Source organism: Xanthomonas vasicola pv. musacearum NCPPB 4379, from assembly GCF_000277895.2.
In the GTDB taxonomy this organism is placed as follows: Bacteria; Pseudomonadota; Gammaproteobacteria; order Xanthomonadales; family Xanthomonadaceae; genus Xanthomonas; species Xanthomonas vasicola.
The window spans coordinates 3640390-3655757 of the sequence record NZ_CP034655.1 but is presented as its reverse complement, the minus strand read 5'-3'; the positions used below and the strand labels follow the sequence as shown (position 1 = coordinate 3655757).

The window sequence follows — 15368 nt, the reverse complement described above, 5'->3', positions numbered from 1 at the left end:
CGTGCGGGCTGAATGCGCTCCGGCGCAGTTGCGCAGGCCTCGCACATGAGTGAGGTGCCCACCGCCGCGCCTGTCACTGCATCGGTAAAGCTCGGCCGGGTGCGCTGGCGGGTCTGCGCCTTGCTGCTGGCCGCCACCACCATCAATTATGTGGATCGCCAGGTGCTGGGCGTGCTGGCGCCGTTTTTGCAGACGCAAATCGGCTGGAACGAAATCCAGTACGGCTACATCGTCACCGCATTCCAGGCGGCATATGCGCTGGGGTTGCTGTGTAGCGGGGCAGTCATCGACCGCTTCGGCACGCGGCTCGGCTATGCGATGGCGATTGGCATTTGGAGCCTGGCAGCAATGGGGCATGCCTTGGCCACCAGCGTGGTGGGCTTTGCGATTGCGCGGTTTTTTCTGGGCCTGGGCGAATCGGGCAATTTTCCTGCGGCGCTGAAGACCGTGGCCGAATGGTTTCCGCGCCGCGAGCGCGCATTGGCTACCGGCATCTTCAATTCCGGTTCCAATATCGGGGCTATCGTGGCCCCATTGCTGGTGCCTTTGATCGCCACCGCCTGGGGCTGGCAGGCGGCGTTCTTGTTCACAGGTGTTCTTAGTGCAACCTGGCTGTCGGTGTGGTGGTTCAGTTATCACCCGCCCGAGCAACAACCCGGGTTGTCGGCCGCAGAGTTGGCACATATTCGCAACGATGCGCATGAGCCGGTGCAGCGCCGGCTGTCGTGGTTGCAGGTGCTGCGGCATCGGCAGGCCTGGGCGTTTGTGCTGGGCAAGCTCATCACCGACCCGATCTGGTGGTTTTTCCTGTTCTGGCTGCCGAAGTTCCTGCATGCCCAATACGGTTTGAGCCTGCTGCAGTTGGGCGCACCGTTGATCGTGATCTTCGTACTGGCCGATATCGGCAGTATCGCCGGTGGCTGGGTGGCCGGGCGCTTTATCGCGCGTGGCTGGAGCGTCAATCGCGCACGCAAGACCGCAATGTTGATCTGCGCCATTTGTGTCGTGCCTATTGTGTTCGCCGCGCGTGCAGACAACTTGTGGCTGGCGGTCGCGTTGATCGGCCTCGCCACGGCCGCACACCAGGGTTGGTCGGCCAATCTGTTTACGTTGCCCTCTGACATGTTTCCGCGGCATGCGGTTGCCACCGTGGTGGGCATCGGTGGCTTCGCCGGTGCGGTGGGCGGCATGTTGATCGCCACCTTTATCGGCTTCTTGTTGCAGGCCACCGGCAGCTACGTGCCGGTATTTCTGATGGCAGGCTCGGCTTACCTGCTGGCGTTGGCCGTCGTACACACGCTAGTGCCGCGGCTGGAGCCGGCGCGGTTGCCTGCCGGTCCAGCGCCGACATCGTCCTGAGGTGAGCTTATGCACATGCGCGCAGTAACACGGGGGTTGTTGATGGCGGCGGACATGGTCGCGCCTGCACACGCGGCACCTCTGGCAGCGACGGCGTCCAAGTTCCTCGGAAGCGCGTACGGCGCGCAGCAGGTGCCGGGGTTTGCGCATTACTGGAACAAGCTCACCCCGGAAAACGGCCGCAAATGGGGCAGCGTGGAGGCGGTGCGCGACCAGATGGATTGGAGCACGCTGGATGCCGCATACCGGTTCGCCCAGGCCAATCAGAAGCCGTTCCAGATGCATGTCATGGTATGGGGTAACCAGCAGCCGGAATGGATCAAGACCTTGCCGCCGGCCGAGCAGCGCCGCGAGATCGAGCAATGGTATGCCGCCGTCGCGCAGCGTTACCCGGATATCGCATTGCCTGAGGTGGTGAACAAGCCACTTAACGACCCGCCCAGCAAGGCCGATACCGGCGGCGGCAATTATCTGCAGGCGTTGGGGGGGCGGCGACAGCGGCTGGGAATGGGTGCTGCAATCGTTTCGGCTTGCGCGCCAGCATTTTTCCGAACACCAAGTTGATGATCAACGACTACAGCATCACCAATAGCGCGCAGGCCACGCAGAAGTATTTGCAGATCGTGCGGCTGCTGCAGCGTGAGAACCTGGTCGATGCCATCGGCGTGCAGAAGCATGCCTTCGAGACCACGTCGGAGGTTGCGATGTCGGTGCATCGCGACAATCTGGATGCGTTGGCCGCCACCGGACTACCGATCTACATCACCGAGTTCGATCCGGACGGGCCGACCGATGCGCAGCAGCTGGCCGACTACAAGCGGGTGTTTCAGGTGTTCTGGGAACACCCGGCAGCGCATGGCATCACCTTGTGGGGCTTTCGGCCCGGCTTATGGCGCGACAAGGAAGCTGCATACCTGATCCGCACCGACGGCACCGAATGTCCCGCGCTCACGTGGCTGCGCGATTACGTTGCTGCCCATCCCGGTACACCTGCGCCATGACAATTGCTGATGCGCGCCGCGCTCACAGACCTTTGTCTGGTGTCCTGACCTTATGCCGATGCCCGCACGTCATCGTGTTGGCTGCATGCACCGTGTGGCAAATAGCCGCGCTGACCGCGCTGACCACTGCCGCACACCAAGGCGGGTCGGCATGTCCTTTTAAGCTGCTTTCTGACCTGCTTTCTGACCTGCTTGCTTGTCATGCAGTCGCAAGAATGGACAGCCTCGGCGCCATCGTGATCGCACCGTTCATTGGTTTCGTTTTGCAGGCCATCGGCAGCTACATTTCGATATTTTTACGGTGGGTGCTGCCTAGATTCTGGCGCTGGCGCTGGCGCTGGCGCTGGCGCTGGCGCTGGCGCTGGCGGTGGTGCACCGCCTGGTGTCACGACGCAGCCGGCGCGAGCAACCGGACTAGACGCGGTTCCAGGAGTCTGCACTTTGGCGTCTAGCGGACGCACGTCAGCGCACCTGTCCTTTCCGTGGCTGCTTTGCTCACTTATCGAGGATGCCAACATGTTGAAACTACGTTACCCGCTCACGCTTGTGCTGTTGCTGGGCGCCTGTGCGTCCGCTGTTGCCGGGCCCATCGCTGCCGGCAAGCAGCGCATCCTGGGCAGCGATTACAGTCCGTCGCAAGCGAAGGATTTCACCAATGACTGGGATGGCGACGTTCCAGAAAATGCCGGCAAATGGGGCAGCGTCGAAGCCGTGCGCGGCCAGATGAACTGGGGCCCGCTTGACCAGGCCTACCAGCTGGCCAAACGCAACCATATGCAGTTCGAGTTCCATTGCGGGCTCTGGGGCGAGCAGCAGCCGACGTGGGTGAGCAACCTGTCGCCAAACGAGCAGCTTGCGGCGATCGAGCATTGGTTTGCCGCGATTGCGCAGCGCTACCCCGACATCGATCTGATGCAGGTGGCCAACGAGACGCTGCCGGGTCACAACCAGCCGGACAATCGCCACGCCGATTCGGGCAATTATATGCGGGCACTGGGCGGTACCGGGGCGACCGGCGTGGACTGGGTGCTTGAGGCGTTCCGCCTGGCACGCAAGTATTTCCCCCATACCAAGTTGATGATCAACGACTACAACGTCACCGAGTACAACGACCAAGCCAGGCTGTACCTGCACACCATCCAGCTGCTGCAGCAAGAGCGCCTGATCGATGCGATCGGTATCCAGGGGCACCTGTCGAGCAACGGCCCCCCAGTTTCAGTGCAGCGTGCCAACCTCGACCTGCTGGCATCGACCGGACTGCCGATCTACATCACCGAGTTCGACCTGGATGGGCGTACCGACGCTCAGCAGTTGGCAGCCTGGCAGCGCTTCTTCCCAATGTTCTGGGAGCACCCAGCCGTGCGTGGCGTGAACCTGTGGGGTTTCCGTCACGGTCTATGGCGCGAAAATGAAGGTGCTTATCTGATCAATTACGACGGCAGCGAACGCCCGGCGTTGACCTGGCTACGCAGCTACGTTGCCAGCAAGCCCTGACCAGGCTTCCTACCTCTTGTCCATAGGGCTGATATCGATCATGCGTTCTTCCGTGTTGTCCTTGCATCCCGATCGTTTGCTGCCGGCCGATCCCGGCACGCGCGCGATCGCCCGCCGCCTGTATGCACAGGTTGCAACGCTGCCGATCATCAGCCCGCATGGCCACACCGACCCGGCCTGGTTCGCCACCAACGCACCGTTCGCCAACGCCACCGAACTGTTGGTGGTGCCGGACCACTATGTATTCCGCATGTTGTACAGCCAGGGCATCGACCTCGATGCCCTTGGCATCCGGCGCGCAGATGGAACCCGCGCAGCAGTCGACCCGCGTGCGGCGTGGCGTGTGTTTGCCGAGCACTACACGTTGTTGCGCGGCACGCCGTCGGCGCTGTGGCTCAATCATGTGTTCCATGACGTGTTCGATCTACGTATTCGTCTCGATGGCGGCACCGCCGACCATTATTACGATCACATCACCGCTGCGCTGCAGACGCCGGGCTTCCTGCCGCGAGCGCTGTTCGAGCGCTTCAATATCGAGGTGATCGCCACCACCGAATCGCCGCTGGATCCCCTGCACCACCACGCAGCGATTGCCGCCAGCGGTTGGCAGGGACGGGTGGTGACGGCGTATCGCCCCGACCCGGTGGTGGACCCGGAACACGAGCAGTTTGTCGGTGCATTGCAGCAGTTCGGCGCACTCACTGGCGAGGATGTGTTGACCTGGAATGGCTACCTGCGCGCGCATCGGCAGCGGCGTGCGTTTTTTGCAGCGCACGGTGCCACCTCGACCGACCATGGACACCCCAGAGCGGCCACCGCCGATTTATCGCCGGCCGAAGCGCAGCGCCTGTTCGACACGGTGGTGCGCGGTGCGGCCACGCCGGAACAGGCCGAGTTGTTCCGCGCGCAGGTGCTGACCGAAATGGCGGCGATGAGCCTGGACGATGGCCTGGTGATGCAGCTGCATCCGGGCTGTTTCCGCAATCACAACCGGGCATTGTTCGAGCGCTACGGACGCGACAAGGGCGCCGATATTCCAATGCGCACCGACTACGTGCATGCGCTCAAGCCATTGCTGGATCGCTATGGCAACGACCCGCGTTTGCGCTTGATCGTGTTCACCCTGGATGAGACCAGCTACAGCCGCGAACTCGCACCATTGGCCGGCCATTACCCCTCCCTGCTGCTCGGCCCCGCATGGTGGTTCCATGACGCGCCCGAGGGTATGTGGCGCTTCCGCGAGCAGACCCTGGCCAGCGCCGGCTTCTACAACACCGTGGGCTTCAACGACGACACCCGCGCGTTCCTGTCGATTCCGGCGCGGCACGATGTGGCGCGGCGCGTGGATAGCGCCTTCCTCGCCAAACTCGTCGCCGAGCATCGGCTGGAAGAAGACGAGGCGACCGAGGTGGCGATCGATTCGGAAGTGTCTTCAGTGCAGCGGCCGCCACCCAGTCCGCGGGGATCGACGCCGCTGGCCGCGTCGCGGCGATGTCGGCGTGGGAGGCGACGCTGCGGCAGGACGCGCCTGCCATGGAGGGCTGCTTCCGTTCGTCGTTCCCAAACAACGGTTGGCAGGCAGTGCGCTGCGCGCCGTCGCCGAAGGTGGTCTCGCGGCCGCCAGCGATCGCTCACCGCAAGGATGGCAGCATCACCGCGCGTACCGAAGGTACGATGACCGTCGGTAACGGCGTCGACTACGCCGCACGCACCGGCTCGCGCACCCGTTCGGCGGTGGGATCGTTCCCCGCGGTGAACGGCGTGACCACCGGCGTGGAGGACTATTCGCTGCAGATCAACACCAACCTCGACAAGAACTCCGTCACCTGTGTGCAGTTCGGCTATACCTCGTGCGAGACCTGGCAGCAGTTCATCTATTCCACCGACTCCGACGGCGATCCCAGCAACGGCCGCACGCCGGTCGCCTTTATCCAGGACTGGTTCTATGCCGACAGCACGGCCGAATACAAGGCAAAGGGTTGCCCGGGTGGCTGGCATGACTATCCCGAACAGGACGCCTGCTACACCAATAGCTATGGGGTGGAGGTGCCGCTGGTGCCAGTCTCGAAGATCGACAGCATCCAACTGAGCGGCTCGGCGACCGCCGGTAGTGTGGACACCGTGATGTTCTCGATCAACGGTCAAGCCTACAGTGTCAGCCAGAACGCCCATACGCTGAACATCAACAAGATCTGGCGGCTCTCCGAATTCAATATTTTCGGTAACGGCAGCGACGCTCCATTGGTCTCGTTCAACTCCGGCTCGCAAGTGACGGTGAAATTGGCCGTCGACGACGGTACGCGCAGGTCGCCGACCTGCCTGGGTCCCAACGCCGGCCAGACGTTCGAACAAAACAACCTGACGCTGGGCAGCTGCACCGCGTCTGGGGGGGCATCGCCTGCCATCACCTTTACCCAGAGCAACTGACGCCTGCGCAAACGCCCGGCGAGGCCTTGGCCTTCCGGGCGTTTGTCATTCTGGTAGCTTCCCATCGCCGCAGAGCCCTGCTTCCAGCTGGCATAGACGCTAGCCTGTGGTCGTGGGCAGCGATTGGTAGGTGCGGCCCATGCGCCAATCACAGGGATGCGCAACCCGCGAGCATCGGCAGTGGCAGCAAGGCGTGAACCCAAGGGCGCCGTGCGCTGTCCACGGCCGAACCAGCCGACTCTGGCGGGCAATCCCTCTTCAAAGCTGATCCGTCACAAAACTTGCGTGACAGTGCGCAGGTTTACGGGCGCCCATGACGGTGCCCATGCAAACCCCGGCGGTTGACCAGCGGCACTGACATGGCAGCACCCCGCAGTGAACGCATCGGCGACTCCGATTGCCGGTGCCGTAACGCAGCATCGACGCCGTGCGGATGCGTGCTTAACAAAAGAACGTGACGGGCCCCATAGTTGTCGCTTTTTGCGAACGGTCGACTTCGCTTTTCCGTATGCCTCTTCATGACTGCGCATCGCGGGACCGGCCGTGCGAGGAAGGTCGTTTACTACACTTTCATAAGGAGCGAGACTGAATAAGTTCGGATTACAGTCAGTGCTTGTTGTCTGCATCATCGGAAGTGTCGCCAGCGCAGGGGCCGCGACGCAGGGATCGGCCATCAGCGCCGCCGGCCGTGCCGAGGCCATGTCGTCCTGGGAAGCGACGATCCATCAGCAAGCGCCGTCGATGGAGGGTTGCTTCCGCTCGGCGTTCCCGAACAACGGTTGGCAGGCGACGCGTTGCGCGGCGCCCCCGAAGCTCGTGTCGGTACCGCCGGCCGTCACCAATGGCAACAGCCGCACCACCACCGCACGTACCGATGGCGTCTTCACGGTCGGTAATGGCACCGATTACGCAGCACGCCAGCAATGGCCGTACCCCGGTCGTCCAATGGCCGTACCCCGGTCGTCTTCATCCAGGACTGGTTCTTGGCCGGCAGCAGCTCGCAGTACAACTCGGTGGGCTGTCCGTCCGGCTGGAACGCCTATCCCGACCAGAACGCCTGCTATCGCAACAGCGACGCGGTGAGTGCGCCGCTGGTCGCGGTCAAGAACATCGGTAGCATCAAGCTGACCGGCTCGGCGACCGCTGGTGGCGTGGACACGGTGTCGTTCTCGGTCAACGGCCAGGCCTATAGCGTGAACCAGCCCGCCTCCACGTTGAACATCAACAAGATCTGGCGGCAGTCCGAGTTCAATATCTTCGGCAATGGCAGCGACAATCCGGTGGTGTCGTTCAACCGCTGCTCGAGTGTCACAGTGAACGTGGCCGTCAACGACGGCACGACCAATGCGCCGACGTGCCTGGGCAACGCCGGTACCACGTTTGAGCAGAACAACCTGACCCTCGGCAGTTGCACCGCCTCGGGTGGTTCGTCGCCGCGCATCAGCTTCACCCAAAGCAACTAAAGGACGCATGCGTGCTCAACGCCCGGGAAGGCTTTGGCCTTCCCGGGCGTTTGTCGTTGTATGCGTTTTAGCCGTCCTATGAAGCGATGCTTGCGCTGTGCCCGTGGCATGCGCTACGTCTGCGGATCACGCGTGCCGTGCCTTCGCGCGCGGTGCTGCTGAAACATGTCTATCGCCTTTATCGCCGTCGATAGCCGCATCGCTCCGATATCGGTGCCGCAGTCCGGACCCAGCGGGTCGCAGATTGCACTGCATCGCAGCATGCTTGTGATGGAAGCCGACTTGTACATACCGCCTTATCGGCGCCTTCGCCAACGCGCAGATCGCTTCCGGCTTGGCCGTCGTGCCGCGTCGCTGACGAGCATGATCCAGCGCTCAACCCATCACCAGGAACGCAAATGATGAATATCGGAGCCAAGCTCTTGCTTGCCACTTGCATCATCGCAAGCACGGCTAATGCAGCGGAAACCGGGCAAACTGCGGCGAGCGCATCGGCGGGCCGCACCGCGGCGATCTCGTCCTGGGAAACGACGATCCGGCAGGAAGCTCCCACGATGGAGGGATGCTTCCGTTCGTCGTTCCCCAACAATGGCTGGCAGGCAACCGCCTGCGTGCCCTCGCCAAAGCTGCGCTCGAGGCCGCCGGCCATCACTGTCCACAAGGATGGCACCATCACCGCGCGCACCGATGCGGCGCTGACCGCCGGTAACAGTGTCGACTACGTTGCAGGCACACGCCAGCTTATCCAATCGACGTTGGGAACATTCCCGAGCGTGACTGGCGTGGCCACTGGCGTGGCCGACTATTCGCTACAGATCAACACCAATCTCGATAGGAACGCTGTCACCTGCGCACAGTTCGGATATTCCTCGTGCTGGACCTGGCAGCAGTTCTTCTACTCCACCGACTACGACGGCGACCCGATCAACGGCCGCACGCCGGTCATCTTTATCGAGAACTGGTTCTATGCCGGCAATGCCGAGGAATTTGAGGCAAAGGGCTGCCCGTCTGGTTGGAATTCCTACTCCACCTTCGATTACAACGCGTGCTATAGCACCAGCGATGGGGTGATTGTGCCGCTGGTTCCAATCTCGCAGATCGGCAGCATCAAGATGAGCGCTTCGGCGACCGCGGGCGGCGTGGACACCGTGACGTTCTCGATCAACGGCAGGGCCTACAGCGTGAGTCAAAACGCCGACACTCTGAACATCAACAGGATTTGGCGGCGCTCGGAGTTCAATATATTCGGCAACGGCAGTGACCACCCGCTGGTGTTGTTCAATTCGGGCTCGCATGTCACCGTGAACGTGGCCGTCAAAGATGGGACCTCCAATGCTCCGAGGTGCCTGGGTCCCAACGCCGGTTATTCGGCGCAAGAGAACAACCTCACGCTTGGCAAATGCACCGCGTCTGGTGGTGCCTCGCCTTCCATCACCTTTACCGAAAGCAACTGACGCGCGTGTGACGCCCGGCAAGGCCCTGGCCTTGCCGGGCGTTTTTCGTTGCCGTGGCTGCCGGGCGCTGTCTGCAGCGTGAGTTGGTGCGTGCGCAGTACCCAATCTGCGTGCGCAACATCACCGAGACCTTCAAACAGAACATCCCGAACTGCACAACTCGACCATTTCGACAGGTGCGTTGCTGCGTAGTGCTTCACACAACGCAATCCTTGCGCCACCATCCGGCAAGCCGTGTGTGTGCGGACAGTGTTTTTGGCAACCGACACCCTGCATCGTTCGATGCTGTGCATGCGCTCTCGATAGCATAGGCGCTGCCTTAATTGCTGTGCCATGAAGCGATTGCCGCAGATGCGCAAACTGCCGTGGCATGATCGAGGCCACCACGGACGTTCGGTGATTTTTTGTTTTCGACGCGGATCGGTGCTGCCATCGCGAGCGGAAGCAACTATGCTGCATTACTGCCCGGTGCTGCAGCCGAGCTGTGCCATGGGCTTGCGCATCCGCGGCTGACGGATGCATTTCCGTGTGTCGCTGCGTTCCAGCCATGTGCACCGTCCCTTTCCTGATCGAGCCTGCCGCCATGTCCGCACGTCGCCGGTTGTCCTTTTTGTTGCTGGCCGGCGTGGTGGGCAACATCGCAATCGCCACCGCTGCGCCTTCGTCGGTCGCTACCTCGCCGTGTCCGGCGCAAACGCTTAGGCAGGTCTATGCCGATGCATTCCTGATCGGCACGGCCGTCAATACCGAGATTGTGTCCGGCCACGATGCTGTGTCTGCGGCCTTGGTCGCTTGCCACTTCAATGCGCTCACGCCCGAGAATGTCATGAAGGCCGAAGTGGTGGCGCCGCGTCGTGGCGTCAACGACTTCGCAGCCGCCGATGCCTTTGTCGATTTCGCGCGCGCGCAGCACATGTTTGTGGTGGGTCACACCCTGGTCTGGCACAACCAGACGCCGGATTGGTTTTTCACTACCGCCGGTGGTCAACCCAATACGCCGGCACAGCAGATAGAGCGCATGCGTGCGCACATCGAAACGGTGGCAGGGCGCTACACCGGCAAGGTGCAGGCCTGGGATGTGGTCAACGAAATCATCGACGAAGACGGCAGTTACCGTTCGACTAACTGGGTGCAGCGTGTTGGCAATGGCGACACCGTGGTCCGCAACGCTTTCACCTTCGCGCAGCGCTATGCGCCAGATGCGCAACTCTATTACAACGACTTCAACGCCTGGCGGCCAGCCAAGCGCGACGGCATCGTGCGCATGGTCAAGATGCTGCAGCAAGCCGGCGTTCGCATTGATGGCGTGGGCATGCAAGGCCATTGGGGGCTGGATTACCCAAGTCTGCGCGATATCGAAGATGCGATTGATGCGTACGCCGCACTCGGCGTCAAGGTCATGATCACCGAGCTGGACATCGACGTGTTGCCGCTTACCAAGGAGGGCCAGGTCATCGGCACCGGCATGGCGCACAAGCAGTTTCAATTGCCGGAATTCAAGCGCTTTCTCGATCCGTATCGCGATGGCTTGCCTGCCACTGTGCAGGCGCAGTTGCGCGACCGCTACGCCGAACTGTTCGTGCTGTTCTGGCGCAAGCGCGACAAACTCGCGCGCGTCAGCGCGTGGGGTGTGAGCGACGGCATGTCATGGAAGAACGATTATCCGGTGCCGGGGCGTATCAATTATCCCTTGCTGTTCGATCGCGAGCGCCAGCCCAAGCCGGCACTCGACGCGGTGCTGGCGGTGCCCGCGGAGGCGGGCGCACGCTAGCGTTTGCTGCACCTAAGAGACGCTGGTAATGCAACCGCGCTTATCGCCACGCGAGCGCTGCCGCTGCTCAGTGGATGTTGCGCGATACTGCGGCTTCTGGGTGCCGTCCATGCAGCTGATGGAAGCGTACGACGGATTGATTGCCGCGCGACGCAGTAGCGTGCACACGCATGATGGCATCATTCCTCAACCATGAGACAGGACTGACCGATGCGCTTGCCGCCTTATCTGTTGTTGGCCGTCCTGTTGCTGGTGGTGCTTGCTGCATGCACCAAGCAGACCCCACCGACGCCGCGTTTTCCGGCCATCGGCCAGCTGCAGACATTCGACCGCAGCTTCAATGATGTGGTTGCAAGCGATGCGCGCATCGAGAAGCTCACCGAAGGCTTTACCTGGTCCGAAGGCCCGGCATGGGTACGCAACGGCGACTACCTGTTATTCACCGATGTACCGGAAAACAAGCTGTATCGCTGGTCGGAGGAGGCTGGCCTGTCGGTCTTGCTGTCACCCTCCGGCTACACCGGCCCGGAACTGCCGACGCTGCGCGAAGCCGGCGCCAATGGCCTGTACGCCGAGCCCAGCGGCACCGTGCTGCTTGCCGATTCTGGCACGCGCAAGAAGACACCGCTTGCGACCGCTTTCGAAGGCCACAGTTTTAATAGCCCCAACGATGTCGTGCGTCGCGATGACGGTGTGGTGTTTTTTACCGATCCGCCGTACGGGCTGAAAGACCTGGATAAATCGCCGGTCAAGGAGTTGCGCTTCAACGGCGTCTATCGCCTGGACACCGATGGCAGTGTGCATCTGCTGGACGACAGCTTGAGCTTTCCCAACGGCATCGCACTGTCGCCGGATGCGCGCACCTTGTACGTCTCCAACTCCGATCCGCAACGCCCGATCTGGATGGCGTACGCGCTCGATGCGCGGGGCGCCGTTACCGCTAAGCGCGTGTTTGCCGATGCGTCCGATCTCATTGCCAAGGATGTTCCGGGTCTGCCCGATGGCATGACCGTGGCCGCCGACGGCACGCTGTTCGCCACCGGCCCCGGCTGGGTGATCGTGTTCAACCCAGCTGGACAGCGACTGGCCGCATTGCCACCGGCGATGCGGTCTCCAACTGTGCCTTCGGCAATGATGGCCACACGCTGTACATGACCTCGCACGCGATGCTGACGCGCGTGCGGGTGAAGTCGCTGGGGTTGCAGTTCGTGCGCTAGACGAGCGCGGCGATGCCGCGGCATCGCCGTGCCCTGGCTGAAAAACCACCAAGCATCTAACGGCGCTCGCATTTGACGGCAGCGCGGATCGCTTCGTGCAGCCGCTTCGTCGGCTGCGTTGCGTACTGCTTTGTAAGGCGTGGCTTGGTCGCAGGCCACTCCGTTGCAGCCATGGATCGGCGGCCACGACGATTTCCCGCAAACGATCCACACATACGCAGCGTCCTCGCCGGTAGCGACGCCCCCCCTTGCGTGCCTTACGTGTAGCGCGCGTCCGCATGCCTGCTCCACCGGTACCCGAGTGCAGCGCCCGCGCACCAGGGCCATACATCTCGCGGTCCCAACAACCGCTGGTAGCCACAACCGTGGTGCGCCGCGTCAAAACAGCCGGGCCCTCTAGCCGCTGCAGACCGTGCCGATCGCAGCAACCCTTGCTGCGACAAGGCGCGGCGCTGTTTACGCAGCCGCCACGCTCGAGGCTGTTGCGAAAAAGATAATCATCGCTATACGGTAGTTTTCACTACTGAGCGGCTTGCCCGCGGGGTGCGGCAATGAACGAAGTTGGCCTTTCCCGACTGCTGCGCCCCCTGGCGTGCGTGCTCTTAGCGGCACTGCCGCTGATGCCTGCAATGGCGGCCGCGTCCTCGCCGGTACAGGGCTTATGGCTCACCTCGGCCAAGGATGCGGTGATCGCCTTCGCTCCCTGCAGCGATGCGGCCAGCTCGGTGTGCGGACGGATTGTGTGGGACAAGGACGCCGACACGCCGAAGGACACCTGTGGCGTGCAGATCGCGCGCCTGGATCGCGACGACAACGGCACCTGGCGCGATGGCTGGGCGTTCGATCCGCGCAGCGGCAAGCGCTACAAGGCCACGCTGCGCAGCAAGGGCGCCAGCCTGACCTTGCGCGCCTTCATCGGCGCTGAGGTGCTGGGCGAAAACATGCTGTTCACGCGCGTGCAGACCTTGCCGTCCACGCGGGTGTGCGCTAGCGACTAGCTGCGGCCAGCGCGGTACGACCGCGCAGCATCCACCGCCGCGCTCGCGTCGGTCCTCACTTACATCTACCGGGGGGAATCCAGATGGCGAAGATCCACGTCAGCGCAGTCGTCGCGTGTGCGTTGCTGCTGCAGGGTGCGGCTTGTCTGCCGGCGCAGGCCCAGCAAACCGGCACCGCGAGCGAAGGGTCCGTGGCCACCTATCAGTTCGACAACCAACTCAAGCTGATGAGCGAGCAGCGCACGCGCGGCATCTCCGATTCGCTGTTGCGGCCCTCGGCCACGTGGAGCACGCAGTTCGTCCACGCCAGCGGGCTGGTTGCGCTGCTGGAAGTGGCAGGGTCAGCAAGAAACAGTTCGTCAATGGCGATGGCTTGGGCGTCACCCTGGCCGGCGGTTATCGCTTCGGCGATCCGGACCGCTGGCACGCCGGCGTGGGCCTGGCCACCGAGCGATTCCCGGGGGCACGCTTCATGGCGCCGCACAGCATCGACCTTGAAACCGGCACGCCGACCGATGTTCGTGCATCGCGAGGTCCGCACCGCGCTGCTGCAGCGCTGCCGTAGCGCTATGGCAGCACTGCGGCAGCGGTGCCCGCCAGCCCCGACCTGGCGCGCACGATCCATGTCGGCCATGCGGCGCGGTTGGCGACCTTGATCGACGAAGCGCGCGCCGCCGGTGCCGAGTTGGTGGCCGGCGGCGAGCACGACGTGGCGCAGCGTTTCATCGCCCCAACCGTGTTGGCCGATGTTCCAGAGCAGGCGCGCGTTGCGCAGGAAGAAATCTTCGGCCCGGTTTTACCGGTGGTGACCTTCGACCACATCGACGATGTACTCGCCCGGCTCGATGGCGCCGCCAAGCCCTTGGCGCTGTATCTGTGGAGCAACGATGCCGCGCAGGTCGCCAGCGTGCTGGCGCGCAGCAGTTCCGGCAGCGTGGTGGTCAATCATTGCCTGCAGCAGTTCATGCACACCGGCTTGCCGTTCGGCGGCATCGGCCAGTCGGGCATCGGCAGTGCGCACGGCGTGCATGAATTCAAGGCGTTTTCGCACGAACGAGCGGTCTTGCGCGGCGGCCCTCTGCTCACCGCGCGTGCATTTTTTCCACCGTATCGGGGATGGCAGCAGCGCCTGGCCACCGCATTGACCGCCTGGCTGGCTCGCCGATAACGCGCGCCGGCACGGATCGCCCGCGGCGCAACGCGTATGATGTGTTGATGGCAAACACCGGTCGTGCAGGCGCACGACTTGGCGGTGGCATAACGCTGCTGCGGACGATGGACGCCGCCTGGCCGGCGCAATGCAGCGGCGGCGCAACGGCTCAGGTGCAATCGCGGTGGTCTGGCCGACGCATCACTCTGTGTTCGAGGAATTTCCTGCCCATGTCCACGACCAAGTCCCGTCCGCAGGCACCGGTCAAGGCGCCCGCGCCCAGGCTGACCGGCAACAAGCGTCCGGCCCAGCATCGTGCGACCGAGACCTACGAACATATCCTGGCGGTTACCGCACAATTGCTCGGCGATGTCGGGGTGGAACGGCTGTCCACCAATCTGGTGTGCGCGCATGCCGGGCTGACGCCGCCGGCCCTGTACCGTTACTTCCCCAACAAGTACGCGTTGCTGTCCGAACTCGGCACGCGGCTGATGCAGCGGCAGAACGCGTTGGTGCCCAAGTGGATCACGCCGCAGGCGATGTCCGGTTCGCGCGAGCAGGTGCAGCAGGCGCTCACTGGCCTGGTGCTGGACACCTACCGGGTGACCAAGGCGACCGAGGGTGGGGTGTGGATCCTGCGCGCGCTGCGCGCGGTGCCGGCCTTGCAGCAGGTGCGCCTGGATTCGCACGCGCAGGTCACCAAGGCGCAGGTGCGCATGCTTTCCGATTTCTTTTCCGATGCCGATTCGCGCCAGCTGCGTCTGGTCAGCCGCATCGTGGTGGATTTGATTTATGCGACCGTGGAGCTGCTGTTCGACGTGCGCTTAAGTAGCCGGGCGGTGGCCGAGACAGTCGGCACGATGATCGCCGGCCACATCGAGCAGTTGCGTCATGCGACGTCCGATGCGCCGAAGGATGACACCGTGGAACGGCCGCGACGCCGCACAGCGGCGGCACGTCGTTCAACGCACGCTGAGTGACGGTGCACGCCAGGCGCGCGCCCAGACGCATCCTCAGCGTCGCAACGCGACTGC

9 protein-coding genes and 5 pseudogenes are annotated in these 15368 nt (G+C 63.1%); all 14 read left to right on the top strand.

What is annotated here, in order from left to right:
* Positions 1-45: 45 nt before the first annotated feature.
* The 14 genes and pseudogenes from KWO_RS16925 (at position 46) to KWO_RS16850 (ending at position 15314) form a co-directional block, all read left to right on the top strand.
* Positions 46-1359: an MFS transporter gene (locus KWO_RS16925; protein ID WP_026113116.1), complete on the top strand. Its 1314-nt coding sequence runs from the start codon at positions 46-48 to the stop codon at positions 1357-1359.
* Between the two features lie 9 nt (positions 1360-1368).
* Positions 1369-2360 (top strand): annotated as a pseudogene (locus KWO_RS16920) (endo-1,4-beta-xylanase).
* Entirely contained in the window at positions 2357-2812 is a 456-nt protein-coding gene (locus tag KWO_RS22630; RefSeq protein WP_159102187.1) for a hypothetical protein, read from the top strand. The pseudogene KWO_RS16920 and the gene KWO_RS22630 overlap by 4 nt, the downstream one beginning before the upstream one ends.
* A gap of 64 nt (positions 2813-2876) precedes the next feature.
* On the top strand, positions 2877-3854 hold the full coding sequence (locus KWO_RS16915) for an endo-1,4-beta-xylanase (RefSeq protein ID WP_010376986.1): 978 nt from the start codon (positions 2877-2879) through the stop codon (positions 3852-3854).
* 40 nt (positions 3855-3894) lie between these two features.
* A complete protein-coding gene (gene uxaC, locus KWO_RS16910) occupies positions 3895-5532 on the top strand; it encodes a glucuronate isomerase (protein ID WP_017112404.1) in 1638 nt (545 codons plus the stop codon).
* On the top strand, positions 5436-6281 hold the full coding sequence (locus KWO_RS16905; RefSeq protein ID WP_017112403.1) for a hypothetical protein: 846 nt from the start codon (positions 5436-5438) through the stop codon (positions 6279-6281). The genes uxaC and KWO_RS16905 overlap by 97 nt, the downstream gene beginning before the upstream one ends.
* Positions 6282-6866: 585 nt before the next feature.
* Positions 6867-7744: pseudogene (locus KWO_RS23415) on the top strand (hypothetical protein).
* Between the two features lie 398 nt (positions 7745-8142).
* A complete protein-coding gene (locus KWO_RS16890; protein ID WP_026112077.1) occupies positions 8143-9198 on the top strand; it encodes a hypothetical protein in 1056 nt (351 codons plus the stop codon).
* Positions 9199-9781: 583 nt separating this feature from the next.
* Positions 9782-10969 (top strand): endo-1,4-beta-xylanase, encoded by a 1188-nt coding sequence (locus KWO_RS16875; RefSeq protein WP_407830804.1) that lies wholly within the window; start codon positions 9782-9784, stop codon positions 10967-10969.
* Between the two features lie 210 nt (positions 10970-11179).
* A pseudogene (locus tag KWO_RS16870) lies at positions 11180-12186 on the top strand (SMP-30/gluconolactonase/LRE family protein).
* Positions 12187-12737: 551 nt separating this feature from the next.
* A complete protein-coding gene (locus tag KWO_RS16865) occupies positions 12738-13184 on the top strand; it encodes a DUF2147 domain-containing protein (RefSeq protein ID WP_010374538.1) in 447 nt (148 codons plus the stop codon).
* A gap of 83 nt (positions 13185-13267) precedes the next feature.
* Positions 13268-13713 (top strand): annotated as a pseudogene (locus tag KWO_RS16860) (TorF family putative porin); the annotation flags it as partial.
* Positions 13700-14352, top strand: a pseudogene (locus tag KWO_RS16855) (aldehyde dehydrogenase family protein); the annotation flags it as partial. The pseudogenes KWO_RS16860 and KWO_RS16855, both read left to right, overlap by 14 nt.
* A 212-nt stretch (positions 14353-14564) precedes the next feature.
* Positions 14565-15314 carry a TetR/AcrR family transcriptional regulator gene (locus KWO_RS16850; protein ID WP_010377872.1) on the top strand — a complete coding sequence of 250 codons (750 nt, stop codon included), beginning with the start codon at positions 14565-14567 and terminating at the stop codon, positions 15312-15314.
* The last annotated feature ends 54 nt before the right edge of the window (positions 15315-15368 follow it).

Excerpts from the sequence above, each read along its gene's own strand:
- KWO_RS16925 (WP_026113116.1), top strand. The coding sequence starts at position 46 with ATGAGTGAGGTGCCCACCGCCGCGCCTGTCACTGCATCGGTAAAGCTC.
- KWO_RS22630 (WP_159102187.1), top strand. The coding sequence starts at position 2,357 with ATGACAATTGCTGATGCGCGCCGCGCTCACAGACCTTTGTCTGGTGTC.
- KWO_RS16915 (WP_010376986.1), top strand. The coding sequence starts at position 2,877 with ATGTTGAAACTACGTTACCCGCTCACGCTTGTGCTGTTGCTGGGCGCC.
- uxaC (WP_017112404.1), top strand. The coding sequence starts at position 3,895 with ATGCGTTCTTCCGTGTTGTCCTTGCATCCCGATCGTTTGCTGCCGGCC.
- KWO_RS16890 (WP_026112077.1), top strand. The coding sequence starts at position 8,143 with ATGATGAATATCGGAGCCAAGCTCTTGCTTGCCACTTGCATCATCGCA.
- KWO_RS16875 (WP_407830804.1), top strand. The coding sequence starts at position 9,782 with ATGTCCGCACGTCGCCGGTTGTCCTTTTTGTTGCTGGCCGGCGTGGTG.
- KWO_RS16865 (WP_010374538.1), top strand. The coding sequence starts at position 12,738 with ATGAACGAAGTTGGCCTTTCCCGACTGCTGCGCCCCCTGGCGTGCGTG.
- KWO_RS16850 (WP_010377872.1), top strand. The coding sequence starts at position 14,565 with ATGTCCACGACCAAGTCCCGTCCGCAGGCACCGGTCAAGGCGCCCGCG.